This is a genomic window from Micromonospora sp. L31 (genome assembly GCF_052068075.1).
In the GTDB taxonomy this organism is placed as follows: Bacteria; Actinomycetota; Actinomycetes; order Mycobacteriales; family Micromonosporaceae; genus Micromonospora; species Micromonospora purpureochromogenes.
Window position 1 is genome coordinate 256572 of sequence record NZ_JBQHDC010000002.1, and the last position, 26960, is coordinate 283531.

Annotated in this window: 26 protein-coding genes and 1 tRNA gene; 17 read left to right on the top strand and 10 right to left on the bottom strand. The window is 74.4% G+C overall.

The window, feature by feature from the left end:
- Positions 1–178 precede the first annotated feature (178 nt).
- Positions 179–604, top strand: a complete 426-nt coding sequence (locus ACTMS9_RS07745; protein WP_441145569.1) for a hypothetical protein — start codon at positions 179–181, stop codon at positions 602–604.
- A 23-nt stretch (positions 605–627) separates the two neighbouring features.
- On the top strand, positions 628–1032 hold the full coding sequence (locus ACTMS9_RS07750) for a YjbQ family protein (protein ID WP_441145567.1): 405 nt from the start codon (positions 628–630) through the stop codon (positions 1030–1032).
- A gap of 132 nt (positions 1033–1164) precedes the next feature.
- On the opposite strand, the gene ACTMS9_RS07755 is transcribed toward ACTMS9_RS07750, so the two are convergent.
- Together ACTMS9_RS07755 and ACTMS9_RS07760 are read right to left on the bottom strand one after the other, a co-directional pair.
- A complete protein-coding gene (locus ACTMS9_RS07755; RefSeq protein WP_441164565.1) occupies positions 1165–2832 on the bottom strand; it encodes an alkaline phosphatase D family protein in 1668 nt (555 codons plus the stop codon).
- 165 nt (positions 2833–2997) lie between these two features.
- Positions 2998–3585: an NADPH-dependent FMN reductase gene (locus ACTMS9_RS07760; protein WP_441145563.1), complete on the bottom strand. Its 588-nt coding sequence runs from the start codon at positions 3583–3585 to the stop codon at positions 2998–3000.
- A gap of 81 nt (positions 3586–3666) precedes the next feature.
- On the opposite strand from ACTMS9_RS07760, the gene ACTMS9_RS07765 reads away from it, so the two are divergent.
- The 5 genes from ACTMS9_RS07765 (at position 3667) to ACTMS9_RS07785 (ending at position 8055) form a co-directional block, all read left to right on the top strand.
- The gene (locus tag ACTMS9_RS07765) at positions 3667–4146 is read left to right on the top strand and encodes a MarR family winged helix-turn-helix transcriptional regulator (protein WP_210776121.1); all 480 of its coding nucleotides are present in this window, start codon (positions 3667–3669) and stop codon (positions 4144–4146) included.
- A gap of 51 nt (positions 4147–4197) precedes the next feature.
- Positions 4198–6789, top strand: a complete 2592-nt coding sequence (locus ACTMS9_RS07770; RefSeq protein WP_441164566.1) for a transketolase C-terminal domain-containing protein — start codon at positions 4198–4200, stop codon at positions 6787–6789.
- Positions 6790–6900: 111 nt separating this feature from the next.
- Positions 6901–7338, top strand: coding sequence for a DUF3052 domain-containing protein (locus tag ACTMS9_RS07775; protein ID WP_154942662.1), 438 nt, complete (start codon positions 6901–6903; stop codon positions 7336–7338).
- A gap of 81 nt (positions 7339–7419) precedes the next feature.
- The gene (locus tag ACTMS9_RS07780) at positions 7420–7887 is read left to right on the top strand and encodes a peroxiredoxin (protein ID WP_441164567.1); all 468 of its coding nucleotides are present in this window, start codon (positions 7420–7422) and stop codon (positions 7885–7887) included.
- A gap of 93 nt (positions 7888–7980) precedes the next feature.
- Positions 7981–8055, top strand: a tRNA-Val gene (locus tag ACTMS9_RS07785).
- A gap of 50 nt (positions 8056–8105) precedes the next feature.
- Here the strand turns inward: ACTMS9_RS07785 and ACTMS9_RS07790 are convergent.
- On the bottom strand, positions 8106–8801 hold the full coding sequence (locus ACTMS9_RS07790) for a hypothetical protein (protein WP_441145559.1): 696 nt from the start codon (positions 8799–8801) through the stop codon (positions 8106–8108).
- A 128-nt stretch (positions 8802–8929) separates the two neighbouring features.
- Between ACTMS9_RS07790 and ACTMS9_RS07795 the strand changes: the two genes are divergently transcribed.
- Complete coding sequence (locus ACTMS9_RS07795; RefSeq protein ID WP_441145557.1) at positions 8930–9727, top strand: alpha/beta fold hydrolase; 798 nt, start codon at positions 8930–8932, stop codon at positions 9725–9727.
- Between the two features lie 233 nt (positions 9728–9960).
- On the opposite strand, the gene ACTMS9_RS07800 is transcribed toward ACTMS9_RS07795, so the two are convergent.
- The 4 genes from ACTMS9_RS07800 to ACTMS9_RS07815 form a co-directional block, all read right to left on the bottom strand.
- Entirely contained in the window at positions 9961–10707 is a 747-nt protein-coding gene (locus ACTMS9_RS07800) for an SDR family NAD(P)-dependent oxidoreductase (protein ID WP_441164568.1), read from the bottom strand.
- Positions 10708–10772: 65 nt separating this feature from the next.
- Complete coding sequence (locus ACTMS9_RS07805; RefSeq protein WP_441164570.1) at positions 10773–10982, bottom strand: DNA-binding protein; 210 nt, start codon at positions 10980–10982, stop codon at positions 10773–10775.
- Between the two features lie 80 nt (positions 10983–11062).
- On the bottom strand, positions 11063–11998 hold the full coding sequence (locus ACTMS9_RS07810; RefSeq protein WP_441164571.1) for a phosphotransferase family protein: 936 nt from the start codon (positions 11996–11998) through the stop codon (positions 11063–11065).
- Between the two features lie 41 nt (positions 11999–12039).
- Entirely contained in the window at positions 12040–12609 is a 570-nt protein-coding gene (locus ACTMS9_RS07815; RefSeq protein ID WP_441164572.1) for a dihydrofolate reductase family protein, read from the bottom strand.
- A 76-nt stretch (positions 12610–12685) separates the two neighbouring features.
- On the opposite strand from ACTMS9_RS07815, the gene ACTMS9_RS07820 reads away from it, so the two are divergent.
- A complete protein-coding gene (locus tag ACTMS9_RS07820; RefSeq protein WP_441164573.1) occupies positions 12686–13258 on the top strand; it encodes a TetR/AcrR family transcriptional regulator in 573 nt (190 codons plus the stop codon).
- A gap of 86 nt (positions 13259–13344) precedes the next feature.
- Positions 13345–14493 carry a polysaccharide pyruvyl transferase family protein gene (locus ACTMS9_RS07825; protein WP_441145545.1) on the top strand — a complete coding sequence of 383 codons (1149 nt, stop codon included), beginning with the start codon at positions 13345–13347 and terminating at the stop codon, positions 14491–14493.
- 23 nt (positions 14494–14516) lie between these two features.
- Here the strand turns inward: ACTMS9_RS07825 and ACTMS9_RS07830 are convergent, their stop codons facing one another.
- Both ACTMS9_RS07830 and ACTMS9_RS07835 read right to left on the bottom strand, forming a co-directional pair.
- Positions 14517–14714 (bottom strand): hypothetical protein, encoded by a 198-nt coding sequence (locus tag ACTMS9_RS07830; RefSeq protein WP_441145543.1) that lies wholly within the window; start codon positions 14712–14714, stop codon positions 14517–14519.
- Positions 14715–14823: 109 nt separating this feature from the next.
- Entirely contained in the window at positions 14824–15699 is an 876-nt protein-coding gene (locus tag ACTMS9_RS07835) for a carbohydrate kinase family protein (RefSeq protein WP_441164574.1), read from the bottom strand.
- Positions 15700–15763: 64 nt separating this feature from the next.
- On the opposite strand from ACTMS9_RS07835, the gene ACTMS9_RS07840 reads away from it, so the two are divergent.
- Together ACTMS9_RS07840 and ACTMS9_RS07845 are read left to right on the top strand one after the other, a co-directional pair.
- A complete protein-coding gene (locus ACTMS9_RS07840; protein ID WP_441164575.1) occupies positions 15764–18865 on the top strand; it encodes a DEAD/DEAH box helicase in 3102 nt (1033 codons plus the stop codon).
- 107 nt (positions 18866–18972) lie between these two features.
- Positions 18973–19836 (top strand): SWIM zinc finger family protein, encoded by an 864-nt coding sequence (locus ACTMS9_RS07845; RefSeq protein ID WP_441164713.1) that lies wholly within the window; start codon positions 18973–18975, stop codon positions 19834–19836.
- Between the two features lie 112 nt (positions 19837–19948).
- On the opposite strand, the gene ACTMS9_RS07850 is transcribed toward ACTMS9_RS07845, so the two are convergent.
- Positions 19949–20206 (bottom strand): DUF3040 domain-containing protein, encoded by a 258-nt coding sequence (locus ACTMS9_RS07850; protein ID WP_179801196.1) that lies wholly within the window; start codon positions 20204–20206, stop codon positions 19949–19951.
- Between the two features lie 454 nt (positions 20207–20660).
- On the opposite strand from ACTMS9_RS07850, the gene ACTMS9_RS07855 reads away from it, so the two are divergent.
- The 5 genes from ACTMS9_RS07855 to ACTMS9_RS07875 are packed head-to-tail and all read left to right on the top strand — an operon-like array spanning position 20661 to position 26897.
- Positions 20661–22718: a DUF1800 domain-containing protein gene (locus ACTMS9_RS07855; protein WP_441164576.1), complete on the top strand. Its 2058-nt coding sequence runs from the start codon at positions 20661–20663 to the stop codon at positions 22716–22718.
- A gap of 8 nt (positions 22719–22726) precedes the next feature.
- Positions 22727–24106 carry a DUF1501 domain-containing protein gene (locus ACTMS9_RS07860; protein ID WP_441145536.1) on the top strand — a complete coding sequence of 460 codons (1380 nt, stop codon included), beginning with the start codon at positions 22727–22729 and terminating at the stop codon, positions 24104–24106.
- A complete protein-coding gene (locus ACTMS9_RS07865) occupies positions 24103–25524 on the top strand; it encodes a ferredoxin reductase family protein (RefSeq protein ID WP_441164577.1) in 1422 nt (473 codons plus the stop codon). Before ACTMS9_RS07860 ends, ACTMS9_RS07865 begins: the two co-directional genes overlap by 4 nt.
- 13 nt (positions 25525–25537) lie before the next feature.
- Positions 25538–26125 (top strand): FMN-binding protein, encoded by a 588-nt coding sequence (locus tag ACTMS9_RS07870; RefSeq protein WP_441164579.1) that lies wholly within the window; start codon positions 25538–25540, stop codon positions 26123–26125.
- Between the two features lie 49 nt (positions 26126–26174).
- The gene (locus ACTMS9_RS07875; protein ID WP_441164580.1) at positions 26175–26897 is read left to right on the top strand and encodes an FAD:protein FMN transferase; all 723 of its coding nucleotides are present in this window, start codon (positions 26175–26177) and stop codon (positions 26895–26897) included.
- The last annotated feature ends 63 nt before the right edge of the window (positions 26898–26960 follow it).

Below are 26960 nucleotides of genomic sequence, written 5' to 3' on the forward strand. Positions count from 1 at the left end.
GTTCCCTCGGTTGTGTGTGGGATAGGTCTCTAGCGCCATCCTGCCCCCTGGTGGCACCCGTCGTCACGTCTAGCTCCCCCAGACGCGACGCTCAACACAGGTACCCGTCAGTAACTTTGCGCAACCGGCCGATGCGCTAGCCGACCGGTCGCTTGTCCGCCGTCTCTACCCTTCGGGCATGCGATCGCGACTGCTGCTCCTGGGGCTCGTGACGGCCGTCGCCGGCGTGGCCGGCGTCGGCGTGGGGCTGGCCGGCCTGGTGGCGGGAAGGCCGGAGATGGTGGGGTTCCTGGCACTGGGCGCGCTCGCGCTGCTGCTCGTCGTCGGACTGGCCCGCGACGCCCGCCGTCCCCGCCGCCGGTCCCGCGCCGACGACGCGGCGGCCGGCTGGTACACCCCGGGGCCGTACGGGGACGTCGGCGCGGATCCGGACGGCGGCGGCCGCGACGGTGGAGCGGACTCCGGTCGGGGCGGCGGCTCCGACGGTGGCGGCTTCCGGGACGGGGGTTTCCGGGGCGACGGCGGCTCGGGTTCGCTCAGCGGCTCGGACGGTGGCGGATCGAGCTGGGGCGGCTCGGACGGCGGAGGCGGCGGCAGCTACTGAGCCGGTGCGGCAGAATGCGCCGTATGCGCAGTGAGGTGATCACCGTCCGGACCGGGTCCCGGCCGACCGTCCAGGACATCACCGCAGAGGCCGAGCGGTTCGTCGCCGGCCAGGGCGACGGGCTGCTGCACGTCTTCGTGCCGCACGCCACCGCCGGCCTGGCGATCATCGAGACCGGCTCCGGCTCCGACGACGACCTGCTGCGGGCGCTGGACGACCTGCTCCCCACCGACGACCGGTGGCGGCACCGGCACGGCTCGCCGGGGCACGGACGCGACCACGTGCTCCCGGCGTTCGTGCCCCCGTACGCGACCCTGCCGGTGCTCGACGGCCGCCTGGCGCTGGGCACCTGGCAGTCCCTCACCCTGGTCGACACCAACGGCGACAACCCCACCCGCCAGGTCCGCTTCTCCTTCCTCCCCGCCTGACCGGTCCCGCCCGCCCGCAACTGCGTCCGAAGGCCCCTCTTTCACGGAAAGAGTGGCCATCCCGCGCGGAATGGCCACTCTTTCCGTGAAAGTGCGCCCAGAGGGCGCCCCGGGGGTGCGGGGGCGGCGGGGTCAGGGGCGCGAGGTCTCCGTGTCGACCGTGTAGCGGTCCTGGTCGATGGCGGGGGCCAGGCGGGCGGTGGGCGCGGGAGGCCGGTCGTACGTCTGGTGCAGTCCGGGCACCCGGTCCTCGATCACGAACGAGGCCCGGGTGTACGCGGGCGCGTCCGGCCGGCTCACGTACGGCAGCACCGCGAAGTCGGCCTTCAGCTGGCCGGGGGTGATCGTGGTGCGCACGAAGCCGCGCAGGTTGTTCTGGAAGCGCAGGTGCGGATTGGTCTTCAGCCACGGGTGCGAGCCGCTGGCGGAGTCGAAGCCGTCTCCGCCCGAGGTCACCGAGGAGCAGACCAGTTCGCTGCCGACCGTCCGCGAGGTCGGGTCGGCGTAGTCCAGCTTCAGGTCGCTGGCCCAGTGCGCGTGCACGTCCCCGGTGAGCACCACCGGGTTGCGCACCCCGGCGGCGACCCAGCCGCGGGTGATCCGGTCCCGGGAGGCGACGTACCCGTCCCAGGCGTCCATGCTGGTCACGGTGACCGGTCCGGCGTCCCGGTCGCGCTGGGCGAAGAAGACCTGCTGGCCGAGGAGGTCCCAGCGGGCCTCGGAGCGGCGGAACGCGTCCAGCAGCCAGGCCTCCTGCTCGGCGCCGGTGATCGACCGGGCCGGGTCGGCCGCCGCCGCGCAGTCGCGGTAGCCGTCCCCGCATGCCTGGTCGTCGCGGTACTGCCGGGTGTCGAGCAGGTGGAAGGTGGCCAGCCGGCCCCACCGCAGCCGCCGGTAGAGCTGCATGTCGATGCCGCGCGGCACCGAGCTGCGGCGCAGCGGCATGTTCTCGTAGTACGCCTGGAAGGCCGCCGCCCGCCGGGCCGGGAAGTCCGGGTCCGGCGTCTCGGGCACCTCGTCGGCCCAGTTGTTCTCCACCTCGTGGTCGTCGAAGACCACCGCCCAGGGAGCGACCGCGTGCGCGGCCTGCAGGTCCGCGTCGCTCTTGTACTGGGCGTGCCGCTGCCGGTAGTTGGCCAGCGTGCGGGTCTCCGGGCCCTCGTGGCCGCGCGGCCGGTTCGGCCCGAACTCCCGCGCGTACTCGTACTGGTAGTCGCCCAGGTGCAGGATGAGTTCCGGCTCCGTCTCGGCCAGCCGCCGGTACGCCGTGAACCAGCCCTGCTCGTAGTGCGAGCAGGAGACGAAGCCCATGGCCAGAGCGGCGGGCAGGGTCCACGGTGCCGGGGCGGTCCGGGTCCGCCCGACCGGTGAGGTGTGCCCCTCGGCGTGGAAGCGGTAGAAGTACTCCCGGCCGGGCAGCAGACCGGCCAGCTCGACGTGCACGCTGTGCGCCGATTCGGGGCGGGCGGTCGCCGTGCCCCGCCGGACCACCTGCCGGAAGCGTTCGTCCGCGGCGACCTCCCAGCGCACCTCCACGAGCCGGCGGGGCATCCCGCCGAGGCCGTCCTCGGCCAGTGGCTGCGGCGCCAGCCGGGTCCACAGGACGAAGCCCTCGTGGTCGGGGTCGCCGGAGGCCACGCCGAGGGTGAACGGCCAGGCCAGCCGGCGGAACGTGGCCCCGCCGACCGGTCCCGCCGAGTGGTCCGCGCCGGCGGCGGCCGCGGCGGGCAGGCCGGTTGTCGCGCCTACCGCGCCGAGCGCCGCGCCGGTGATCAAAACAGCACGTCGGGACAGTGCCATGTTTCCTCCCCAGGGTCCGGTTCCGTACCGACCCGGGAAGCGTCGCGAGCGTGCGTGACCGCCAGGTGACGCCCAGCGCCACACCCCGCCGACACCTGAGGAACAGCAGAACGTCCACCCCGGTGATCCCGACGCCGCCTTCCCCGGGGAGGGGTGGGTGGTGGGTCAGGCGGTGGCGGCGGCGAGCTGGGTGACGCGGATCTTGGTGACCAGGGCGTCGAGGAGGGCGCGCAGCAGCGTCTCGGTCGTCTCGTCCTTGACCGCGCCGTCCTCGGTGAGCTTCTCGTGGGCGTTGGTGACGATGATCTCCGGCTTGGTGACCACCGCGGAGTCGGTCCAGAGGAAGAGCTGCCGCAGCTGGAGCTGGGCGCGGACGGTGCCCATCCCGGTCGGCGCGGCGCCGACGATGGCGATCGGCTTGTGCGCCAGCGGGGAGACCCACGAGGTGATCGGGAAGCTGGGGCGCGACGCCCAGTCGAGGGCGTTCTTCAGCACGCCCGGTACGCCGTAGTTGTACTCGGGGGTGGCGATGAGCAGGCCGTCCGCCGCCGCGATCCGCTCCCGCAGGTCCAGCACGGCCGCCGACGGCTCGGCCTCGACGTCCTGGTTGAACGGTGGGATCGCGCCGAGGCCGGTGTACTGCTCGATGGTCAGGCCGGCCGGGGCGAGCCGCTGTGCGGCCCGGATCAGCGCCGTGTTGAACGACGCCTCGCGGAGGCTGCCGGAGATGGCGAGGACGGTGAGGTCGGACATGGTGGAGCCTTTCGGTTGAGATGCGTGAGCTTGCCAATAGTAGAGCTGCTCAACTATTTGCCCGCAAGTAGGATGTGAGACATGACGCAGAGCACCGCCGCCACCGGATCCGACCTGGGCGACCGCTCCGGGCTGGCGGGGGACGCGGTGCGCCGGATCATGCACATCGCCTCCGCCATCCGGCACTACCAGGACGTCGAAATCGGCGAGCTGGGGCTGACCCCGGCGGCGGCCCGCGCCCTGGACGAGCTGGACCCCGACCGGCCCCTGCCCGCCCGCGACCTCGCCGAGCAGTTGCGCTGCGACCGGTCCAACGTGACCGCGCTGGTCGACAAGCTGGAGCAGGCCGGGCTGGTCGAGCGCCGGGTCGACCCGGCCGACCGGCGGCAGAAGACGCTGGTCGTGACGGACGCCGGCCGCCGGATGCGGGAGCGGGTGCACCGGGTGATGAGCGACTCACGACTGCTCGCCGGCCTGAGCACCGACGAGCTGGCCACCCTGCGCGAGCTGGTGTGGAAGGTCTCCGACGGCGGCTGCCCGGAGCAGTGCGGCCCGGAGTGAGCCCGGCCGGGCGGATCGTGTCCGAGTGGGCGACCCTGGCCTCCGTCGGTAATGCTGATCGACGTGACCACCCCGCAGCATCTCGACGACCGGTTCCGGGAGAGCCTGGGCGCGCTGCCCGAGCCCGAGCGGCGACGTGACCCGGCGCAGCCGGTCCGCGACGGCGCCGCGCTGACCGGGCACCAGTTGCTCGCTCTCTTCGACGCCCAGGTCACCAGCCGCCAGCTCGACCTGGCCGGCCGCTGGCTGCGCAGCTTCGGGGAGGGCTTCTACACCATCGGCTCGGCCGGGCACGAGGCCAACGCCGCCGTCGCCGCCGCGCTGCGTCCCACCGATCCGGCCCTGCTGCACTACCGCTCCGGCGCCTTCTACTGCGTCCGCGCCGCCCGGGCCGCCGGCGAGTTCCCGGCCGCCGGCGGCGACGAGGCCACGCCCACCTCCGGCGCCCCCGATCACGCCACGTCGCCGGTGTCGGGTGACGAGCCGTCCGACGAGGGGGCGACCCGCCCGGACCCGTCCCTGGTCGGCGGTGCACCCACGGGCGCGGCCGCCTACCAGGTCGGCGCGGACGGCACCGCCGAGGCGGTCCCCGCCCCCGCCGACCCGGTCGCGGACCCCACCGACGCCGACCCGGCTGCCGGTGGCGGCGCGACCTCGGGCGACCCGGCGTTCGGTGCGGTCCAGCCGGACGCGTACGCCGCCGCCGCGCGGGACGTGCTGCGCGGGATGGTCGCCTCGACGCGGGAGCCGCTCGCCGGGGGCCGGCACAAGGTCTTCGGCCGGGCCGACCTCGCGGTGGTGCCCACCACCTCGACGATCGCCTCGCACCTGCCCCGGGCGGTCGGCCTGGGCCTGGCCCTGGAGCGGCTGCGCCGGGTGGAGACCGCCGGCCGTCGGGACGGCGCCGACGCCCCGCCGCGCTCGCCCTGGCCGCGGGACGCCATCGTGGTCTGCTCCTTCGGCGACGCCTCGGTCAACCACGCCAGCGCCGCCGCCGCGCTGAACACCGCTGGCTGGTACGACCACACCGGGCTGCGCATCCCGGTGCTCTTCGTCTGCGAGGACAACGGGCTGGGCATCAGCGTCCGCTCGCCGCAGGGCTGGGTCGAGCGGACCCTGCGGGCCCGGCCCGGGCTGCGCTGGTTCGCCGCCGACGGCGCGGACCCGGTCGAGACGTACCGGGTGGCTGTCGAGGCGGCGGCCTGGGTGCGCCGGCACCGGCGGCCGGCGGTGCTGCACCTGCGCACCGTACGGCTGCTGGGGCACGCCGGCGCGGACGCGGAGAGCGCCTACCGCAGCGCCGCCGAGATCGCCGCCGACGAGGCGCGCGACCCGCTGCTCGCCACCGCCCGGCTGCTGGTCGACGCGGGGCTGGCCACCGGCGGGGAACTGCTGTCCCGCTACGACGAGCGCGGCTGGCAGATCCGCCGGATCGCCGAGGAGGTGCTCGACGAGCCCAAGCTCGCCACGGCGGCCGAGGTGGTGGCCCCGCTCGCGCCCCGCCGGCCGGCCCGGGTCGCCGCGGCGGTGGCGGAGGTGGCGGCGCGGGCCGGCGGGTCAGCGGCCGGCGCCCGCGTCGAGGCGTTCGGCGGCAAGCCGCCGGAGCTGGCCGGCCCGCTCACCCTCGCGCAGAGCATCAACGCGGCCCTGGCCGACGGGCTGCTCGCCCATCCGCACATGGCGGTCTTCGGCGAGGACGTCGCCGCCAAGGGCGGGGTGTACGGGGTGACCAAGGGGCTGCGCGAGAAGTTCGGCCCGGCGCGGGTCTTCGACACGCTGCTCGACGAGACCTCCGTGCTGGGGCTGGGCCTGGGCGCCGGGCTGGCCGGGCTGCTGCCGGTGCCGGAGATCCAGTACCTGGCGTACCTGCACAACGCCGAGGACCAGCTGCGCGGCGAGGCGGCCACCATGCAGTTCTTCTCGCAGGGGGCGTTCCGCAACCCGATGGTGGTGCGGGTGCCGGGGCTGGCGTACCAGGAGGGGTTCGGCGGGCACTTCCACAACGACAACTCGGTGGCCGTACTCCGGGATGTGCCCGGCCTGGTGATCGCGGTGCCGGCGCGGCCGGACGACGCCGCGCCGCTGCTGCGCACCTGCCTGGCCGCCGCGGCGGTGGACGGCAGCGTCTGCGTCGTCCTGGAGCCCATCGCGCTCTACCACACCCGCGACCTGTACGAACCCGGCGACGGCGAGTGGCTGGGGCAGTACGCGGAGCCCGGCGGGTGGGCGGCCGGGCACGTGCCGATCGGCCGCGCCCGGGTCTACGGCGTCGGCTCGGCCCAGGATGTCACCATCCTCACCTTCGGTAACGGGGTGCGGATGTCGCTGCGGGCCGCCGCCGTCCTGGCCGACGAGGGGATCGGCACCCGGGTGGTGGACCTGCGGTGGCTGGCCCCGCTGCCGGTGGCGGACATCATCCGCGAGGCCTCGGCGACCGGCCGGGTGCTGGTGGTGGACGAGACACGCCGGTCCGGCGGCGTCGGCGAGGGGATCATCGCGGCGCTGGTCGACGCCGGATATGTGGGTGCCGCGCGACGAGTAGCCGGAGTCGACTCGTTTGTACCATTAGGTCCGGCCGCCCGTCAGGTTCTGGTCTCCGAGGAAGCCATTACCCAGGGTGCCCGTACGCTGCTGGCACGGTAAATTCCGTTCCACCCGGTGCGCCACTTGCGCGTGGGCCCGCAACTGTGTGGACTTTGCCTGACGGCGTCGCCCGACGCCGCGAGCAGGGATGAGATGAGGAGGCACGCGACAGTGAGCGCGACCGCAGGTCAGGCCGCCGACGGGGTACGCAGCCTGGCGGACCGGTTCGGGATCGAGCCGGGGATGGTCGTCATGGAGATGGGGTACGACGACGACGTCGACCAGGATCTCCGCGACGCCCTGACCGACCGCTGTGGAGATCTGGTCGACGAGGACACCGACGAGGTGGTCGACGCGGTGCTGGTCTGGTACCGCGACGGCGACGGTGACCTCTTCGAACTCCTCGTCGACGCCCTCGGCCCGCTGGCCGACGCCGGAGTCGTGTGGCTGCTGACCCCGAAGGCCGGCCGGGACGGACACGTCGAGCCGAGCGAGGTCGCCGAGTCGGCGCAGACCGCCGGGCTCCAGCAGACCTCGACGATCAACGCCGGCCGGGACTGGAGTGGTGCCCGCCTGGTGCTGCGGCGGGGGTCCAAGGGCAAGAAGTAGCCCCCCGCCTGTGGCCCGCCGGCGGTCGCCGCCGGGTGTGGCAGGCTGTTGCCACCTCCAGACTCAACCCAAGGAGCTCGCATGCCCATCGAGGTTGGCGCCGAGGCGCCGGACTTCGTGCTCAAGGACCAGAACAACCAGGAGGTCCGGCTCTCGGACTTCCGGGGCAGGCGCACCGTGCTGCTGGTCTTCTACCCGCTCGCCTTCACCGGCATCTGCCAGGGCGAGCTGTGCGAGGTGCGGGACAACCTCAACGAGTACGTCAACGACGATGTCCAGGTGCTCACCGTCAGCGTCGACTCGGTCTACAGCCACAAGATCTGGGCCGAGCGGGAGGGTTACCAGTTCCCGCTGCTGGCCGACTTCTGGCCGCACGGGGCGGTCGCCCAGGCGTACGGCGTCTTCAACGACGTCGCCGGCATCGCCAACCGGGGCACCTTCGTCATCGACAAGGCCGGCGTCGTCCGCTTCGCCGAGATGAACATGCCGGGCGAGGCGCGCGACCAGGAGGGCTGGCGCAAGGCCCTCGCGGAGGCCGCCGCCGCCTGACGCCCGACAGCCGCTAACCGGGCACACCGTTCGACCGGGCCGGAGGCCGGCAGGTAAGCTTGCCACCCTCCGGCCCGCCGTACGGGGCGTTCCGGGCGCGTAGCTCAGTGGGAGAGCACCCGCCTTACAAGCGGGGGGTCGCAGGTTCGAAACCTGCCGCGCCCACCACTCACCGCAGTACGAGATCCAGTGCGAGCCAGTCGGCCAGATCCCTGAGCTCACCCCGGACGGCGGCGGTCACGGCCCGGTCGAAGGCGACGTCCTCGTGGATCGCGTCGACCCGGAGCGCCCCGGCCCCACGGTCGACGGTGGCGTCGACCTTTCCCACCAGCCGGGTAGACCCGCGCCGCCAGGTCCCACAGCCGGTCCCGGCCCTTCCGCCCGGCGACCGCGACCTCGCCCCGCCGCACCATGAACTCCAGCAACTGGGTGACGTTGCGGTTGTTGGTCCACCCGCTCGACTTCCACGGCACCGCGCAGGTGTCCGGAAGATCGCGTGACGGCAGGGGCCCCATCGCACCGAGCCGGTCGAGGATGTCGCGCCGACACGCGTCGTTGGCCCGTACCCAGTCCCGGTTGGCCTCCTGCCAGTCGCGCCGCTCCCCGCGCCCGGGCCACTCGGCCATCTCCGCGCGGTAGAGGGCCAGGTCTTCGGCGGGCCGGATCATCGCCCGAAGTTCGAGCAGGGTCCGGTCCGCCAGGGCCGCCTCCATTTCGGCGGGTGAGTACGACGACCCGAGGCGACTCCACGCCGCGAGATCGGCGCTCGGCGCGACGGCGGCGGTCGGGTCGATCTGGAGCAGCGTCAGGCGGCGCACCAGGTCGAGCAGGTGGGCCGGCCGCGAGCTGTCCAGGAGCTGTGCCCGCACGGCGATGCGGCGCGCGTCGATGCGGGAGAGCTCGTGGACGGCCACGAGCCGAGGCTAGACGACGGGTCCGACCGGAAACCGTCTCCGGGGGCATCTCGTGACCGGTGCCCGCGCGGTGTCGTACGGCGTTGTCAGGATGGGGGCGGCACGGGGACGAACGGGAGGCACCGCCGGTGAGCTACGCGGACGTCAACGGTCTGCACCTCTGGTACGAGACGCACGGCAGCGGCCGGCCGCTGGTGCTGCTGCACGGCGGGTACGGCGCGGTGGAGATGTTCGCCCCGGTCCTGCCCGTCCTCGCGCAGCGGCGGCAGGTGATCGCCGTGGACCTCCAGGGGCACGGGCGCACTGCCGACGTCGACCGTCCACTGCGGTACGAGACGATGGCCGAGGATGTCGCGGCGCTGCTGCGGCACTTCGACCTGCCCGGCGTCGACCTGCTCGGCTACTCCCTCGGCGGCGGGGTGGCGCTGCGTACCGCGATCCAGCATCCTGGGCTCATCCGGCGGCTGGTGCTGGTCTCCACCCCGTGCCGGCGGCAGGGCTGGTATCCCGAGGTGCTCGCCGCGATGGCCGGCCAGGACGAGCGGGTCGGTGAGCGGATGCGGGGCACGCCCCCACACGAGCTGTACGCGCGGGTCGCGCCCCGCCCCGAGGACTGGCCGCGGCTCTGGGCCAAGGGTGGCGACCTGCTGCGCCGCGAGTACGACTGGTCGGCCGAGGTCGCCGCCCTCACCGTGCCCACCATGCTGGTCTACGCCGACGCCGACTCGATCCCGGTCACCCACATGGCGGAGTTCTTCGGGCTGCTCGGCGGCGGCCGGCGGGACGCCGGCTGGGACGGCACCGACCGGCCGGCGTCCCGGCTGGCCGTGCTGCCCGGCCTCACCCACTACGACATCGTCGCCGCACCGGCCCTGCCCGCCGCCGTCCTGCCGTTCCTCACCCACGAGGTCCGCGCACCGCAGTGAGCGACCCGGCCGGCTCCGGCCCGCTCGGGGCCGGTCCCGGCTCCGATACCGATCACCGCCCCGGGTGACCGAACCCGAGCTGATGGGCCCGGGTGACCGTTGAGCGGGTGATACCTCAGAGGTATCAATATGCCGCTGTGGTATCACGCTCGTGGTTCGGTTCGCCCTGAGCGCCGGGGGGGATGGCGCGGCCCGGCTCAGCCCTCCGGCGCCGCGCCATCCGCCCCCCGGGCTCAGCTGGTGAAGCCGCCGTCGACGGCGATCACCGCACCGGTGACGTAGCCGGCGTTGTCGCCGGCCAGGTGGGCCACCGTGGCGGCGATCTCCTCCGGCGCGGCGTACCGGCCCAGGGCGGTGAACCCTCGGATGGCGTCGGCGTTCGGTCCGTCGGCGGGGTTGGCGTCGGTGTCGGTCGGCCCGGGGACGACCAGGTTCACCGTGATGCCCCGTGGCCCCAGCTCGCGGGCGAGGCCCCGGGTCAGCCCGGTGAGCGCGGTCTTGCTCATCGCGTACGCGGCCAGGCCGGGGAAGACCGCCCGCTGGCCGACGTTGCTGCCGATCGAGATGATCCGGCCCCCGGCGGTCATGTGCCGCACGGCCGCCTGGGCGGCGACGAACGGCGCCCGGACGTTGACCGCGATGGTGCGCTCCAGGTCGTCGGCGGTGAACTCGTCGATCGCGCCGACCAGGAAGGCCCCGGCGTTGTTGACCAGGATGTCCAGCCGGCCCAACTCGTCCGCCGTCCGGTCCACCGCCTCCCGCAGCGCGGCCGGGTCGGCGCTGTCCGCCCGCACGGCGATCGCCCGCCGGCCGAGCGCCTCGATCTGCTTCATTACCGTCGCCGCCCGCTCGGCGTCGCGCTGCCAGGTCACCGCCACGTCGGCGCCGTCGGCGGCGAGGCGCAGTGCCGTCGCCGCCCCGATGCCCCGCCCGCCGCCGGTCACCAGGGCCACCTTGCCGTCCAGAAGTGTCGTCGTCATGCAGCTCAGCATCGGCGCGGACGGGGCCGGAGGTCTGGCGGCGATCGGACGCCTCGTTCGGGTGGTCAGGTGTCGGCCTGCTCCCCGGCGAGGCTCAGGCCACGGTCGCGCAGCGCCGCTCGCAGTACGCCGATCGCCTTCGGTCCCATGCCGTGCAGGGCCCGCAGTTCCCGCTCGGTGACGGCGGTCAGCTGGTCCAGCCGGGTCCAGCCCGCGCCGGCCAACGCCCGCCGGGCGGGCGCGCCGACCGCCGGCGGGATGTCCATGTCGCTCACCTGACGGCTCCTCCCGGGTGGATCACAGGTCATGGTGCCACGGGCCCGGACCGGTGTCGTGCCGGTCGGCGACCTGCTGATCAGCCCAGTCGGCGGCGTACCCAGGGCAGCAGGGCGTCCGCCTGGGCCTGCTGGAACGCCCGGACGGTGGGGATGCCCGGCGGGGGCGGCTGCCGGGCGCCGTCGGTGAAGAAGCCGGCCAGGCCGGCGTAGACGCCGGTCAGCGCGTCCGGGTCGACGACGGCGGTCAGCGGGAGCCGGCGCAGCAGCGCTTCGGTGTCGTGCCCGCCGTGCAGCGCGACGTTGACCAGCAGCAGCGCGGTGTCCAACCAGGCCGGACCCCGGCAGGCGTGCGGCCAGTCGACCACGGTCACGCGGCCGGCCGGATCGACGAGCAGGTTGTCGGCCCGGAGATCGATGTGGCAGAGCGTGTCGCCGTCGAGGGCGGCCAGCCCCCGCGCGGCCGAGGCGCGCAGGTCGTCCAGGTGCGCGCGGGCCCACGGGTCGAGGTCGCCGGGCGGGTCGGCGGCGATCCGGTCCCAGCCGGTGAAGTCGTACGTCAGCCGCTCGACGGCGGTCGGCGCGTGCCGGACCGGGTCGGGAGTGAGCGCCGCGGCCATCGCCGCCAGCGTGTCGAGCACGGCGGTCAGCTCGTCGGCACGCCAGGGGGTGGCCGGGTGCCGGCCTTCGACGTCCGCGAAGACCAGCGCCACCCATTCGCCGTCGTCGTGGCGCCCGAGCAGCCGGGGCGTCGGGGCGGACGGCGGCAGCGCGGCGGCGACGGCCCCCTCGGCGCGGTGCAGCGCGACGCTGTGGGCGTTCCGCGCCCGGCTGACCGCCTTGACGAAGGCGCGCCGTCCGTCGGCGGTGCGGACCCGGTCGGCGGTGCCGGGGGAGAAGCCGCCCGGCTGGGACACCGCCTCGACCACCCGGCCGCCGAGGACGTCCTGCACCGCCGACCGGACGTGGTCGGGCAGGTCGGCCCAGCCGATCCGGGTCCTCACCAGCTCACCCATCCGTCCAGCGTGGTGCAGCGCCGGGCCGGCGGGCAACCGCGTTACGCGGCGCGGTAGCGCAGCACGACGACCCCGCTGTCGAAGGACCGGGTCTCCACCAGCCGGAAGCGGCGCGGGTCGAACTCCCGGTCCACGATCGGCACGCCCCGGCCGATCAGGAACGGGTTGAGCTTGACCACCAGCTCGTCGACCTCGGGCAGCAACTGGCCGGCGAGCTGTCCACCGCCGGCGAGCCAGATGTCGCCGCCGTCGCGCCGCTTCAGCTCGCGGACGAACTCGACCGGGTCGGCGTCGACGAGCTGCACGTCCGGATAGTCCGCCGGGGGCAGCGAGCGGGAGAAGACGTACTGGGTCAGGTGGGCGTACGGGCTGGTGACGCCGATGGCGAGCCCCGGGTCGTAGGTGCCGCGCCCCATCACCACCGCGTCGAAGCGGCCCTGCGGCCGGTCGATGCCGAACCGTTCGTGGGTGAAGGTGGGGAACGTCTGGGGCCAGGTCGCCACCAGGTGCTCCAACACGTCGGGATCGAGCGGGATGAAGTCATACGACCCGTCGGGAGCGGCGATGAAGCCGTCGAGCGTGCTGGCGACGTAGTACACGAGCTTGCGCAAACGAACTCCTCAATCACTACTGTTGTCGTGGTTGAGAAACTACAACACCTGTCGTGGTTTGCGCTAGGGTCAATCCGTGGCGAGAAACGTGGAACGGCGGGCGGCGCTGGCGGACGCCGGGTTGCGGGTGTTGGCGGCGACCGGGGCGCGGGGGCTGACCCACCGCGCCGTGGACGCCGAGGCCGGCGTCCCGCTCGGTACGGCCTCCAACTACTTCCGCTCCCGCGACGCCATGCTCGGCGCGCTCGGCGAGCGGATCATGGAGCGGTTCGCCCCGGACGAGCGCACCCTCGCCGAGCTGGGCGCCCGGGAGCCGTCACTGGAACTGTTCACCGACTACGTCCGCTACATCGTCGAGCGCACCACCGCCCAGCCGGAGCTGACCCGGGCGCTGATCGAGCTGCGGCTGGAGGCGGTGCGCCGGCCGGAACTGGCCCGGATCCTCGGCGACACGCTGCGCCGCGGCTACCGCGACGACGTCGCGTTCCACGTCGCCGCCGGGCTGCCCGGCGGGGCGTTCGAGGTGGCCCTGCTGCACTACGCGCTGGACGGGCTCCTGCTCGACCTCCTCACGACCTCGATCGACGCCGGTTTCGACCCGGACGAGGTGGTCTCCGCCCTGGTGTCCCGGCTGGTCGCCCGCGCCTGAGCACACCCCCGCCGCCCAGTGCGCCCGAGGTATGCCACCGGCCGCAACGGGAAACCGCCTGCGACGTACCCCGGGAGGAGTGACGGATGAGGGACGGCGCCAGCCTGACCATCGGTGTGCTCGGCTCGTACGGCGGACGCAACCTCGGCGACGAGGCGATCCTGACCGGTCTCCTGGCCGACCTGCGTGAACAGGAACCCAACGCCCGGATCATCGTCTTCTCCCGCAACCCGTCGCACACCGCGCTCGCCCACCCGGACGTGGAGGCGGTGCCCTGGGAGGGGGTCAGTCGGGTCGACTCCGCGGAGGTGCTCGGCCAGCTCGACCTGCTGATCCTCGGCGGCGGCGGCATCCTGTACGACCGGGAGGCCCGCCGCTACCTGCGCGTCGTCCGGGTCGCTCAGGAGCGGGGTCTGCCGCTGCTGACGTACGCGGTGGGGGTGGGACCGCTCAGCGACGGGGTCGACACCGGCATGGTCCGGGAGACCCTGGCCGACGCCATCGAGGTGACCGTGCGGGACCAGGAGTCCCGGATGGTGCTGGAGGAGGCGGGGCTGCTCAATCCGATCACCGTCACCGCCGACCCGGCGTTCCTGCTGGAACCCGAGGACTTCCCCGCCGAGCTGCTGCGCGAGGAGGGCGTGCCCGCCGGCAAGCGCCTGGTCGGGCTGAGCGTCCGCGAGCCCGGCCGGGCCGCCGAGCGGCTCGACATCGACGGGTACCACCGGCTGATCGCCCAGATCGGCGACTTCCTGGTGCAGCGGATCGACGCCTACGTCCTCTTCGTCCCGATGGAGCGCGACGACATCCGGCACTCGCACGGCGTGATGTCCCACATGATCGCCGCCGACCGGGGCCGGGTGCTGCACGGCGACTACTCGCCCCGACAGGTGCTCGGCCTGATGCGGCACTTCGACCTGGCGGTCGGCATGCGGCTGCACTTCCTGATCTTCGCCGCGATGGCGGGCACGCCGTTCCTTCCCCTGCCGTACGCGGGAAAGGTCTTCGACCTGGCCCAGCGGCTCGGGGTGCCGGCGCTGCGGGGCGTGGAGCGGGAGGTGGAGGGCCCGCTGCTCGCGGAGGTCGACCGGCTCTGGGACGAACGCGAGTCCCGGGCGGAGTCCACCGCCCGCCTGGTCGCCGAGGTCTGCGACCAGGCCCGGGGCACCTCGCAGGTCACCAAGGCCGTGCTGGAGAGCCTGCGGTCCCGGGCGCTGGCCCGGATGGAAGCCTGACCGCCGGCGCCACGCCGGACCGCTCAGACCGCCGGGCCGCGCCAGCGGTAGCAGTACTCGCCGCCGACGGACTCCAGCTCGTAGATCTGCGCGTCGGCCAGCCCCTCGGGGCCGAGGTGGTGATGGGTCAGCGGCGGACGGTTGTTGCTGTCCAGCTCGACGACGACCGACTCGCCGTCCGCCGGACCGTCCGCCAGCGGGATCCGCACCGTTGATGCCATGGGCCCATCCTGCCCCGGCGATCGCCGTACCGCAGGATTTGCCGGCAGCGGCCCGGGCGGGCCGGGTCACGGTCCAGGATCCGCCGCGAGCTGACCGGCGTGCTCCCGGTCAGCCGCGCGGCAGCAGCCCCGGCGGGTACTCCATCCCGTCGTGGGTGCAGGCCGCGGCGGCCACCGCCGCCGCGTAGGCCGCCGCCTCAGGCAGCGCCGCGCCGCGCAGCCGGCCGGCGACCAGCCCGGCGGCGAAGGCGTCCCCGGCCCCGTTGGTGTCCACCACCGGCGCGGCCGGCACGGTGGCGGGCACCCGCACCGGGGCGCCGCCGCCCGGGTGCAGGTCGGCGCCGTCCGCGCCCCGGGTCACCACCACCGTGCGCGGCGCCAGCCCGGCGGCCACCGCCGGGGCCCGGTCGCCCAGTTGTACGCCGCTGACGAGGACCAGGTCGGCGGCCTCGGCGAACGGACGGTGGTAGGGGTTCTGCCCGTCCCAGTCGTGCAGGTCGGTGGAGAGCGGCACCCCGTCGGGCAGCGCGGCGCGCAGCACCGGCAGCCGGTCCCGGGCCCAGTCCATGATCGAGACGTGCACGTGGGCGGCGTCGCGCACCAGCTTCGCCAGCTCGTCGTCGGCGAACGGCGCCGCCGCGCCGGTCCAGGGGGACGGGTCGTACAGGGACATCCGCCGGCCGGCCGGGTCGACCAGGTTCACCGACTGCCGAGTGCCGCCCGGGTTGTCGACCAGCACCGTGTGCACCGAGGTCCGGGCCAGCGCCGCGCGCACCACCTGGCCGGCGGGATCGGTGCCGAGCACGTCCACCAGGGCGACCCGCAGCCCGAGCGCGTGCGCGGCGAGGGCCACCCCGGCGCCGGTGTTGCCGATCCGGGCCTCGATCGGCGGGACGATGAGCGAGTCGGCGGCGGGGGGCGGGATCGCGGGCACCCGTACCCGCAGATCCACCCCCAGGCCGCCGACCACGAGCAGGTCGAACATGGCGCCGACGCTAGCCGGTGACCGCCGCCTATCCTTGGGCCGGGCGTCGACGAGGGGGAGAGCTGTGCTGGTCATCCACGGGTTGTGGCTGGTCGGCGTCGGTCTCGCCGTCTGGGCGCAGGACAGCACCGCGCCGGCCCGGGCGCCGCGCCGGCCCGGCCGGGCCCCGCGCGAGCGCGCCCACCCGTTCGCCGCCGGCCACGCCACGCTCGCCGCCGCGCTGGGCGACGTCCCGGCCGAGGCCGGTTCGCTGCCGCTCACCCTGCCCACCCGGGCCGGATCCCCGCTGGACTCGCCCGAGCTGGTGCGGACCACCGTCGCCGAACCGGTCCGCGGCCCGGTCACCCTGGCCGGGTGGCGGGTGCCCGTCCTGACGTACGCCCCGGACGAGGCGCTGACCCTGCTGCGCGGCCTCGACGGGGCCGCCGCCGTGCCGGGCGCCACCCTGCGCCACCTCGCCGAGCTGGCCGAGTTCGCGGTCGACCTGGTGTCCCGCGGGCGGCTGCTGCCCGGGCTGGCCGAGCCCGCCGCGGACGAGGGCGGCGCGGTGGCGGTGGCCCGGGCGCTCTGGCGGCCACTGCTCACCGGCACCGACGCCGGCTGGGCCCGCTCGCTCGCGCTGGCCCTGCCTCCGGCCGCCCGGTCCGCCGCGTCGGGCGGTGCCGGGCCGGTGGATCCGGGGCCGGGCGCGCTGGTCGCCGACGCGTTGGACGCGCTGACCGACGCTGCCGCCCGGGCCGCGCTGGCCGACACCGACCTGGCCCGGGGCGGGCGCCGCGACGGGGTGGTCGCCGGCTGGCTGACCGCGCTGTCCGGGCCGGACCGGGAGTTCACCGCCGACCCCGCCGCGCTGGCAACCCTCCGCGCCGAGCTGGACGACTGGCAGCGCGACGCCGCCGGCGGCGCGGTACGGGCCAGCTTCCGGCTGGTCGAGCCGCCGGCCGAGGAGATCGTCGAACCGCTGGTGGTGGTGCCGGCCGACCCGGCCACGGTGGTCCGGCCCGCCGGCCGCTGGCGGGTCGAGTTCGGCCTCCAGGCCGCCGACGAGCCGAGCCTGCACGTCGACGCCGCCCAGGTCTGGCGGGCGCCGGAGACCGTACCCGCGCTCGCCGGCCGCCGCGACGACCCGCAGGAGACCCTCCTGGCCGAGCTGGGCCGGGCCGGCCGGCTCTGGCCCGCGCTGGACGCCGCGTTGCGCACCCCGGCCCCGGAGGAGCTGGAGCTGGACGCCGAGGGCGCGCACCGGTTCCTGCGCGACGGCGCACCGGTGCTGCACGCCGCCGGCTTCGGGGTGCTGCTGCCCTCCTGGTGGCAGCGGCCGTCGACGCGACTCGGCGCCCGGTTGCAGGCCCGGGGGCGTACCGCCCCGGGCACCGTCGCCGGCGCCGCCGGCGGGCTCGGGCTGGACGCCCTGGTCGACTACCGGTGGGAGGTGGCGCTCGGCGACGAGACGCTGGACGCCGACGAGCTGGCCGCGCTGGCCGCGCTGAAGACCCCGCTGGTGCGGCTGCGCGGCCGGTGGGTGGAGCTGGACCCGAAGCGGCTCGCCGCCGGGCTGCGGCTGCTGCGGTCCTCCGGCGAGCTGACCGTCGCCGACCTGCTCCGGCTCGGCCTGTCCGGCGCCGACCGGCCCGAGGCGCTGCCGGTGCTGGAGGTGACCGCCGACGGTCCGCTGGGTGACCTGCTCGCCGGGGAGGCCGAACGGCGGCTCACCCCGCTCGACCCGCCGCCGGGCTTCAAGGGCACCCTGCGTCCGTACCAGCGGCGCGGGCTGGCCTGGCTGGCCTTCCTCCAGTCGCTCGGGCTCGGCGGGGTGCTCGCCGACGACATGGGGCTGGGCAAGACGGTGCAGCTGCTGGCCCTGCTCGCCGGGGACCCGCCGGCGGCCGGGCCGACCCTGCTGGTCTGCCCGATGTCGCTGGTCGGCAACTGGCAGCGGGAGGCGGCGAAGTTCACCCCCGGGCTGCGGGTGCACGTGCACCACGGCGCGGACCGGGCACGCGGCGCGGAGTTCACCGAGGCGGTGCACGCCGCCGACCTGGTGGTGACGACCTACTCGGTGGCGGCTCGGGACGCCGTCGCGCTCGCCTCGGTCGGCTGGCACCGGGTGGTGGTGGACGAGGCGCAGGCGATCAAGAACGCCTCGACCCGGCAGGCCGAGGCGGTCCGGTCGCTGCCCGCGCGGCACCGGGTCGCGGTCACCGGTACGCCGGTGGAGAACCGGCTGGCAGACCTCTGGTCGATCATGCAGTTCGCCAACCCGGGGCTGCTCGGCCCGGCCGCCAGCTTCAGGAAGGCGTACGCGGTGCCGATCGAGCGGCACGGGGACGCCGACGTCGCCGCCCGGCTGCGCCGGATGACCGGCCCGTTCGTGCTGCGCCGGTTGAAGACCGACTCCTCGATCATCTCCGACCTGCCGGAGAAGCTGGAGATGGAGGTGCTCTGCAACCTCACCGCGGAGCAGGCGTCGCTCTACCGGGCCATCGTGGACGACATGCTGGCGAAGATCGAGTCCAGCGACGGGATGGAGCGGCGCGGCCTGGTGCTGGCCACCATGACCCGACTCAAGCAGGTGTGCAACCACCCGGCGCAGCTGCTGCGCGACGGCTCGGCGCTGCCCGGGCGCTCCGGCAAGCTGGAACGGCTGGAGGAGATCCTCGACGAGGTGCTCGCGGCGGGGGAGAAGGCCCTGCTCTTCACCCAGTACGCCGAGTTCGGCGGGATGCTGCGCGGGCACCTGTCGGCCCGGTTCGGCCGCGAGGTGCTCTTCCTGCACGGCGGGGTCGGCAAGGCGGACCGGGACGCGATGGTCACCCGGTTCCAGTCGCCGGACGGTCCGGCGATCTTCGTGCTGTCGCTCAAGGCCGGCGGCACCGGGCTGACCCTGACCGCCGCCAACCACGTCGTCCACGTCGACCGGTGGTGGAACCCGGCGGTGGAGGACCAGGCCACCGACCGGGCGTTCCGGATCGGCCAGCGTCGCCGGGTCCAGGTACGCAAGTTCGTCTGCGCCGGCACGGTGGAGGAGAAGGTGGCCGCGATGATCGCCGACAAGCGCAGCCTGGCCGCCTCGGTGGTCGGCAGCGGCGAGCAGTGGGTCACCGAGCTGTCCACCGCCCAGCTGCGCGAGCTGTTCGCGCTGGAGGCCGGGGCGGTGGTCGAGTGACCGGCCCCGACCGCACGCCACCGCCCGGCGACCCGGCGCCCGACGGCGACGCGGGCGCGGCCGGCCGGTTCGCCGACTTCGGACCACCCCGGCGGGTCGACGGCGGGCTGAAGGCGCGCAGCACCCGGGGCGCGATCGGCGTCTCCTGGTGGTCGCGGCGTTTCCTGGAGGTGCTGGAGTCGTTCGCCCTCGGCACCCGGCTGACCCGCGGCCGGTCGTACGCCCGCAAGGGCCAGGTGCTGCGGCTGGACGTGACGCCCGGCCGGGTCGAGGCCACCGTGCAGGGCTCCCGGGCCGAGCCGTACCGGGTCGGCATCGAGCTGCCGGTGTTCCCGGCGACGCTCTGGGAGCGGGTCGAGCGGGACCTCGCCGCGCAGGCGTTCTTCAGCGCCCGGCTGCTCGCCGGTGACCTTCCGGCCGAGCTGGAGGAGGTGTTCGCCCACGCCGGCGCCCCGCTCTTCCCGAGCGGCGTGGCGGAGCTGACCCAGCGGTGCAGCTGCCCCGACTTCGCGGTGCCCTGCAAGCACCTGGCGGCGACCTTCTACCTGCTCGCCGAGGCGTTCGACGCGGACCCGTTCCAGCTGCTGCACTGGCGCGGCCGTGGCCGGGCCGAGCTGCTGGACCGGCTGCGTGCCCTGCGCGCCGGCGCGACCGACCCCGCCGGTACGCCCGGACCGTCCGGTCCGGACACCGGCACGCCGGACGCGGCCATCGCCGGCCCGACATCCGGCAAGGAACCGGTTCCGGCCGCCGGGGCGGCGCGGGTGCTCGCCGGACTGCCCGCCATCCCGCTGGACGAGGCGGTGGACCGGTTCTGGCTGCCGCCGGTGCCGCTGCCGGACCGGCCGCCGACCCTGGCGACCGGCCCCGAGCTGCTGCTGCGGCAGCTCGGCGCGCCCGCGCCGGCCATCGGCGGCCCGGGTCTGCTGGAGCGGCTGCGCCGGGCGTACCGGACCTTCGGCCGCTCCTGACCCCGCCGCCCGCGGCGGATCGTGGACAGTCGCCGTCCGCAGTGGACGCCGATCGCCCACGATCTCGATCCGGGCGACGTGGCGCCGGTGCCGGGCCGTGGTGGCCGGCGGGTCATAGCCAGCGGCGGCGGAAGCGCCACATCAGGGCGGCGTTGGCCGCCAGTACGACGGCGCAGATCGCCCCGGCCATGCGTCCGGCCAGCACGGTCATCGCCGGCAGTGACGCCCAGAGCACGATCGTCAGGATCATCAGCCAGCGCCCGCGTCGGGCTCGCGCCCGATGGTCGAGTCTCGCGAAGAACTTCGGGTCGCTCTCCCGGAGCTGCCGGGTGATCTGTTCGAATCTGCGCTGATCCTCTTTGCTGAGCATGGCGATGCCTTCCCCTCACGGCTTCAGCGGTCCGGCGGCTTACCCGCTGTTGCGGCGGCTCACGCCCTCCCGCTGCTGCCACTTTGCGCCGCCGGCGGGGTGGCGGGGACGCGGGTCAGGAACGGCTCAGCACAGGCTTATCCCTTCCTTAAGTTTCGCTGTGCCTCTGAACGCGGCTAAAAGCGTCGCGTGGGCCGGAAACGTTACGTCCCGGCCCTGGGGGAAAGAGTCGCCCCTGCTCCGGACGTCGGTGCCCGGCAGGGCGGAAACCGGGCCGCCGGAGGGCCCGCTGAGCGGTGTCTTAAGTGCCGTCCGGAGCCGCTGGTGAGCGCCTTGAAGGCCCCCCACCCCTTGGTTACCTTCCCGTACCAACCCCCTCAGGCAACAGTCGCCGCACCCTCCGCCCCGCTCCGGTCGCAGCGTGTCGGCGCCTCGAAGAAATCGGGATTGGTGCATGGCCGACCAGAATGTGCCACCGCGCGGACCGTGGGAAGACCGCGGCTGGACTGCTGGACAACACCCCACCCCGGACGGATACCGCGACGTCCACCGCTCCACCCCGTACGCCGTGCAGTACCAGGGCCAGGTCGACCCCGGCCAGCCGCACGCCGGGTACGCCACCCAGCCGGCCCCCCGAGGGCCGCAGTGGGTCGGCCCGGAGGGCCTGGGCCGGCAGTCGTTCCACCAGCCGGCCGGCACCGGACTGCCCCAACTGGACGACGGCGACGAGCCCGGCGGTCGGGTCGGCCGGCGGCGCGCCCTGGCCGCCCTCGGCGGCACCGCCGCCGTGGTAGCCGGCGGCGCCGCCCTCGCGATGAACTCGTCGGTGCGCGGCTTCTTCGGCGGCGACGGTGCGGTGGCGGGTGACGCCACCGGCACCACCGTCACCGACGGCACCGCCGCCCGTCCCAGCGGGCAGCAGGCGAGCACGGTGCGCACCTACACCGAGCAGAACGAGAGCTACATGGGCTCCCGGGCCGGGGCGGCGCTGAAGAAGAACGCCCCCACCGGCGGGCGGACCTTCTCCGGACCGGCCGCCGCCGCGGCGGAGACGCCGGTGACGGTGAAGACGGTGCTGGCCAAGGACCCGGTACGGCACCTCGCCAGCCGGGCCACCTTCGGCGCCTCGCCCAGGACCCTCGCCGACATCCGCCGGATGGGCATCGACGGCTGGCTCCGCTGGCAGCTCGACCCGGAGAAGATCGCGCCGAGCCCGGCCGAGCTGAAGCTGGCCGAACTGCCCAGCCTCAAGCTGAGCCCGGTGCAACTGCGCGAGCAGCGCGACCAGCTCAACGACAAGGGCGTGCAGCCGGAGAAGGAGATGGTGGACGCCACCATCGCCCGCCAGATCTGGTCCGAGCGGCAGCTCTTCGAGGTGATGGTCGACTTCTGGAACGACTTCCTGCACGTCGCCGCCGACTTCGACGGCGGCGAGGTCTACCGCAACTCGTTCGACCGGGACGTCGTGCGGGCCAACGCGCTGGGCAGCTACCCGGACATGCTGGTCGCCGCCAACAAGCACCCCGCGCTGCTGCTCTATCTGAGCCAGAACGACTCCCGCAAGGACGCCATCAACGAGAACCTCGCCCGGGAGAACCTCGAGCTGTACTCGGTCGGCGTCGACGGCGGCTACACCGAGAAGGACGTGCGGCAGGCGGCCATGCTCCAGACCGGCCGCGGTGTCCAGGACGGCAAGTATGTCTTCCGCGCCGACCAGCACTACCTCGGCAAGGTCAAGATCCTCGGCTTCAGCCACGCGAACGCCTCGGCGGACCCGAAGAAGGCCGACGCGGTCATCGACTCGTACCTCCGCTACATCGCCCTGCACCCGTCGACCGCCCAGTACGTGGCACGCAGCCTCGCCACCCGGTTCGTCTCGGACACCCCGCCGAAGTCCCTGGTGGACCGGCTGGCCAAGACGTACACGGTCAACAAGGGCATGGTGAAGCCGCTGCTGATGACGCTCTTCAGCTCCTCGGAGTTCTGGGCGGCGGTGGGGCAGAAGGTGCGCCGGCCGATGGAGTACCTGATCGCCACCTACCGGACCCTCAACGTCCGGCCGGAGGCGTCGCGGGGCTTCAAGTCCGACGGCGGGCGCCCCGCGTTCGCCCGGGGGCTGCGCCAGGTCCACGACAAGCTGCGCGAGCTCGGCCAGTACCCGATGGGCCAGCCCACGCCGGACGGCTACCCGGACGTCTACGTCGCCTGGACCTCGGCCGGCACCATGGTCAACGGCTGGAACGAGGCCGGCGACCTGCTCAACGGCCACCGCACCGAGTTCACCTACACCAGCGCGGAGAACCTGGTGGCGAAGCCGCCGGCGACCGCCGGGGCGTACGTGGACGCGCTCGCCCAGCGGCTGGTGCACCAGAAGCTGAGCGCCAAGGAGAAGGCGCTGATCCTCGGTGTCGCCGGCGTGCCGGCCGGCGCCAAGGTCGACGCGACGTTCAACGGGGCCGTCACCGCCGTCGCGCGGGCGATCCTCGCTTCCCCCCAGCACCACCTCCGGTGAGGCACCCGATGGAGAAGACTGTGCACTCGTTCCCCCTGCACCCCGAATGCCCCGACCTGCGGCGGCTGGCCGACAACCCGGCCGAGGCGCTGCTGCGCGCCGAGGCCGACGTCGTCGCCGCCGAGAGCGCCGCCGAGGCCGACCGCTACCGCCGGCTGGAGGACCTGGAGGAGGCCCAGCAGGACGGGCGGGGGGTGACCCGGCGGACCTTCGTCGCCGGCGCCGCCGCCACCGCCACCGCGCTGGCCACCGCACAGTTCGTCACCACCTCGGCGTCGTTCGCGGCGACGAAGACCGGCACCCTGATCCACGTCTTCCTCTACGGCGGGCTGGACGGGCTCAGCCTGGTCGCTCCGGACAACGACCCGGTGCTGGCCAAGGCCCGGCCCGACCTGCTGCTCGGCAACGACTCGCTGGCGCTGGGTCGCGGCTTCAAGCTGACCAGCGCGTTCCAGCCGCTGGAGCGGTGGCTCAAGGCCGGCCAGCTCGGCTTCATCCCGGCGGTCTCCGACGAGCGGTTGTCCCGCAGCCACTTCCAGGCCGCGGACGCCTGCAACCTGGGCGGCCTGCCCAACGAGACCGGCGGCCGGGGCTGGCTGGACAGCCTGGTCGACGCCCTGGGCAAGGGCACCGCGTTCCGCAGTGTCGGCATCGGCAGCACGCTGCCCCGGTCGCTGGTGGGCACCAACGGCGCGCTGTCGATCAACAATGTCGGCTCGCTGCGGCTCAACGGCGACGAGAAGTACCGGGCGGCCACCGAGAAGGCGATCCGGGGCCTGTTCACCGGGATCAACCACCCCGTCGAGGAGGCGGTGCTCGACGGCATGGGCGCGCTGGCCACGGCGCAGCGGCTGGCGGCCAAGCCGTACCAGCCGGCGGCCGGGGTGACGTACGAGGGCGTCGGGTCGGCGTTCCAGCAGCTCGCCCAGCTGATCAAGGGCGGGGCGAACGTCCGGGTGGCCACCGTCGGCATGGGCGGCTACGACACCCACGAGAACCAGGGCACCCGCGACGGCGGCCAGCTGCACCGGCGGCTCAACGAGCTGGCCACGGCGATGGCCGCGTTCTTCACGGACCTCGGTGACCGGGCCGCCGACGTCACCATCATGGTGTCCAGCGAGTTCGGCCGCCGGGTCGCCTCCAACAGCGGCGGCACCGACCACGGCCACGGCGGCGTGGTCACCCTGCTCTCCGGCCGCAAGCTCGCCGGCTCGCTGCTCGGCACCTGGAACGGATTGAACGATCTCGACAGTGGCGACGTACCTGAGTACAACAACATGTTCAACGTCTACGGAAGCGTGGCGCAGGGGCGGTTCGGCCTGACCAACGCCGAGGTGGACAAGATCTTCCCGAGGCAGAAGTACACCCCCATGAAGCTGTACGCGTGACGTACCAGGAGACGTACGCCGGCGGCCGCCGTACCGGGAGCTCGTCCCGGCACGGCGGCCGTTCGGCCGCCCCCGTACCCCCGACACCGGCGCTGCCCCGGCGCGGGCCCGGCGGCCGACGGGCGGTGTCCGCGCTGTTCTGGCTCGGCCTGGTGGCCAGCGTGCTGCCCTGGTGGCTGGACACCCCGGCCGGCGCGCTGGCCGACACCGGCGACGTGCTCACCGCCGCCGGGCGGATCACCGGCCTGGTCGCCGGCTACCTGCTGCTGGTGCAGGTGCTGATGATGAGCCGCCTCGGCGTGCTGGAACGCTCGCTCGGCGGCGAGCGGATCTCCCGGCTGCACCGGGACGTCGGCGCCACCCTGCTCGTCGCGGTGCTCGCCCACATGTCGCTGCTCCTGGTGGCCTACGCCGAGGCCGACGAGCAGTCGGTGGTGGGCGAGGTGGGCGTGCTGCTGCGCGACTACGAGGACATGCTCTCCGCGTTCGCCGCCGCCGGCATCATGGTGCTGGTCGGCCTCACCGGCGTCCGGGCGATCCGCACCCTGCTGCCCTACGAGCTCTGGTACCACCTGCACCTGACCAGCTACGCGGCCCTGCTGCTGGGTTTCGGCCACCAGTTCAGCAACGGCGCCCAGCTCTTCCAGCCGGGGCCGGTGCGCACCGGCTGGATCGCCGCCTACCTGCTGGTGGTCGCCGCCCTGGTCTGGGGTCGGCTGGTCGCCCCGCTGCGCTTCAACCTGCGCCACCGGCTCCGGGTGGCCGACGTGGTCGCCGAGACCCCGGACACCATCTCGATCTACCTGACCGGCGCGCGGCTCAACCAGATCGACATGCTCGGCGGGCAGTACTTCCGCTGGCGGTTCCTCACCCGCGGCTGCTGGTGGCAGTCGCACCCGTTCTCGCTCTCGGCCGCCGCCAACGGCCGCTGGCTGCGGCTGACCGTGAAGGTGGTCGGCGCGCACACCGCCGACCTGCGCGACCTCGACCCGGGCACCCGGGTCTGGGCGGAGGGACCGTCCGGCACCTTCACCGCCGCGCACCGCACCCGGGAGCGGGCCCTGCTGATCGCCGGCGGCAGCGGCATCGCCCCGCTGCGGGCGATGCTGGAGGAGCTGCCGCCCGGCGCCGCACTGATCTACCGCGCCCGCACCCCCGCCGACGTGCTGCTGCACCACGAGCTGGACTGGCTCGCCCAGGCCCGCCAGGTCTCCGTCTGGTACGTCATCGGCTCCCGCGACGACGCCGGCCCCCGCCAGGTGATGAACCCGGAGGGGCTGCGCCGGCTGGTGCCCGACGTGGCCCGCCGCGACGTCTACCTCTGCGGCCCGTCCGGGCTGGTCGAGGAGTCGGTGCGGGTGCTGCGCGCCGCCGGCGTGCCGCGCCGGCAGATCCACCTCGCCACGTTCGAGCTGTAGAAAGGCACCCGACATGCGTCGCGCGATCCTCGCGATCACCGGTCTGGCCGCCAGCACCAGCGCGCTGGTGGTGCTCAAGGGCTCCCCGGGCGCCAGCCTGGTCGCCCAGGACCTCCCGGCCGACCAGGCGTCCGTCGCCCCCGCGGCCGGCGACCCGGGCACGGCCGGCGGGGTCCGCCCGGCGCCGCGCCCTTCCGCCTCCGGACGCGCCCCGGCGGCGCGCCCCACCACCGGCGCGTCCCGCACCCCGGCCGCGCAATCCACCACCGGCACCCGGGCCCCCGCCGCGCCGCGGACCACCACCGCCGCGCCGAAACCGGCGCTGCGTACGGTGAGCGGCCCGACCGTCAACTACGAGTACGGTTCCCTGTCAGTGCAGATCACCCTCTCCGGCAGCCGGATCGTCAACGTCACCGGGATCGGCCTGCCGCAGAGCGGGCAATCGGGCCAGCGCAGCGACGACGTGCAGCGCACCTACAGCGGCACCAGCGGCGAGGTGGTGCAGAAGCAGAGCGCCGACCTGAACACCGTCAGCGACGCCACCGCCACCAGCGACGCGTACCAGCAGTCGCTCCAGGCGGCGATCGACCGGGCCGGCTGAGGTGCCGGTCTCGCCGGCCCGTCCCGGTCTGCGCCGGGTCGAGCACGTCATGGGTACGGCGATCAGCCTCGACCTGGCCGACGACCTGCCCGCCGCGACCCTGCACGACCTCGCCGAGGAGACCTTCGGCTGGCTGCGCGAGGTCGACGCCCGGTTCAGCACCTACCGGGACGACAGCGAGGTGTGCCGGCTGGACCGGGGCGAGGTGCGGCTGGCCGACGCGTCGGCGGACCTGCGGGCGGTGCTGGAACGCTGCGCCGAGCTGTGGGCCGCCACCGACGGCTACTTCGACGCGTACGCGACCGGCCGGCTCGACCCGTCCGGGTACGTCAAGGGCTGGTCGGCGCAGGTCGCCTCGGACCGGCTGGTCGCCGCCGGGGCGGCCAACCACTGCCTCAACGCCGGGGGTGACGTGGTGGTCCGGGGACTGTCACCGATCCGGGAGCCGTGGCGGATCGGCGTCGCCCACCCGTGGAACCCGATGGCCACCTGTCTGGTCCTCGCCGGCAGCGACCTGGCCGTCGCCACCTCCGGCGTGCAGCACCGGGGCCAGCACGTGCGGGACCCGCGCCGGGGCGAGCCGGCCCGGGGCCTGCGCTCGGTCACCGTGGTCGGCGCGGACCTGGGCGTCGCCGACGCGTACGCCACCGCGGCGGTGGCCATGGGCGAGGCCGGCATCGGCTGGCTGGACCGCCTCCCCGACCACCTGCACGCGGTCGTCACCGACGACGGCCGCCTGCTGCACTCCACCCGCCTGCCGCTGACCGACTGACCGGCCCGGGTCAGCGGGCCGGGCGGGGGCTGCCGGCCGGACGGGAGCCGGCGGGGCGGGCGC

Excerpts from the sequence above, each read along its gene's own strand:
- ACTMS9_RS07780 (WP_441164567.1), top strand. The coding sequence starts at position 7,420 with ATGCCCATCGAGGTTGGCGCCGAGGCGCCGGACTTCGTGCTCAAGGAC.
- ACTMS9_RS07770 (WP_441164566.1), top strand. The coding sequence starts at position 4,198 with ATGCTGATCGACGTGACCACCCCGCAGCATCTCGACGACCGGTTCCGG.
- ACTMS9_RS07745 (WP_441145569.1), top strand. The coding sequence starts at position 179 with ATGCGATCGCGACTGCTGCTCCTGGGGCTCGTGACGGCCGTCGCCGGC.
- ACTMS9_RS07835 (WP_441164574.1), bottom strand. The coding sequence starts at position 15,699 with ATGTTCGACCTGCTCGTGGTCGGCGGCCTGGGGGTGGATCTGCGGGTA.
- ACTMS9_RS07875 (WP_441164580.1), top strand. The coding sequence starts at position 26,175 with ATGGGTACGGCGATCAGCCTCGACCTGGCCGACGACCTGCCCGCCGCG.
- ACTMS9_RS07850 (WP_179801196.1), bottom strand. The coding sequence starts at position 20,206 with ATGCTCAGCAAAGAGGATCAGCGCAGATTCGAACAGATCACCCGGCAG.
- ACTMS9_RS07870 (WP_441164579.1), top strand. The coding sequence starts at position 25,538 with ATGCGTCGCGCGATCCTCGCGATCACCGGTCTGGCCGCCAGCACCAGC.
- ACTMS9_RS07860 (WP_441145536.1), top strand. The coding sequence starts at position 22,727 with ATGGAGAAGACTGTGCACTCGTTCCCCCTGCACCCCGAATGCCCCGAC.
- ACTMS9_RS07750 (WP_441145567.1), top strand. The coding sequence starts at position 628 with ATGCGCAGTGAGGTGATCACCGTCCGGACCGGGTCCCGGCCGACCGTC.
- ACTMS9_RS07760 (WP_441145563.1), bottom strand. The coding sequence starts at position 3,585 with ATGTCCGACCTCACCGTCCTCGCCATCTCCGGCAGCCTCCGCGAGGCG.
- ACTMS9_RS07825 (WP_441145545.1), top strand. The coding sequence starts at position 13,345 with ATGAGGGACGGCGCCAGCCTGACCATCGGTGTGCTCGGCTCGTACGGC.
- ACTMS9_RS07855 (WP_441164576.1), top strand. The coding sequence starts at position 20,661 with ATGGCCGACCAGAATGTGCCACCGCGCGGACCGTGGGAAGACCGCGGC.
- ACTMS9_RS07830 (WP_441145543.1), bottom strand. The coding sequence starts at position 14,714 with ATGGCATCAACGGTGCGGATCCCGCTGGCGGACGGTCCGGCGGACGGC.
- ACTMS9_RS07810 (WP_441164571.1), bottom strand. The coding sequence starts at position 11,998 with ATGGGTGAGCTGGTGAGGACCCGGATCGGCTGGGCCGACCTGCCCGAC.
- ACTMS9_RS07755 (WP_441164565.1), bottom strand. The coding sequence starts at position 2,832 with ATGGCACTGTCCCGACGTGCTGTTTTGATCACCGGCGCGGCGCTCGGC.
- ACTMS9_RS07800 (WP_441164568.1), bottom strand. The coding sequence starts at position 10,707 with ATGACGACGACACTTCTGGACGGCAAGGTGGCCCTGGTGACCGGCGGC.
- ACTMS9_RS07765 (WP_210776121.1), top strand. The coding sequence starts at position 3,667 with ATGACGCAGAGCACCGCCGCCACCGGATCCGACCTGGGCGACCGCTCC.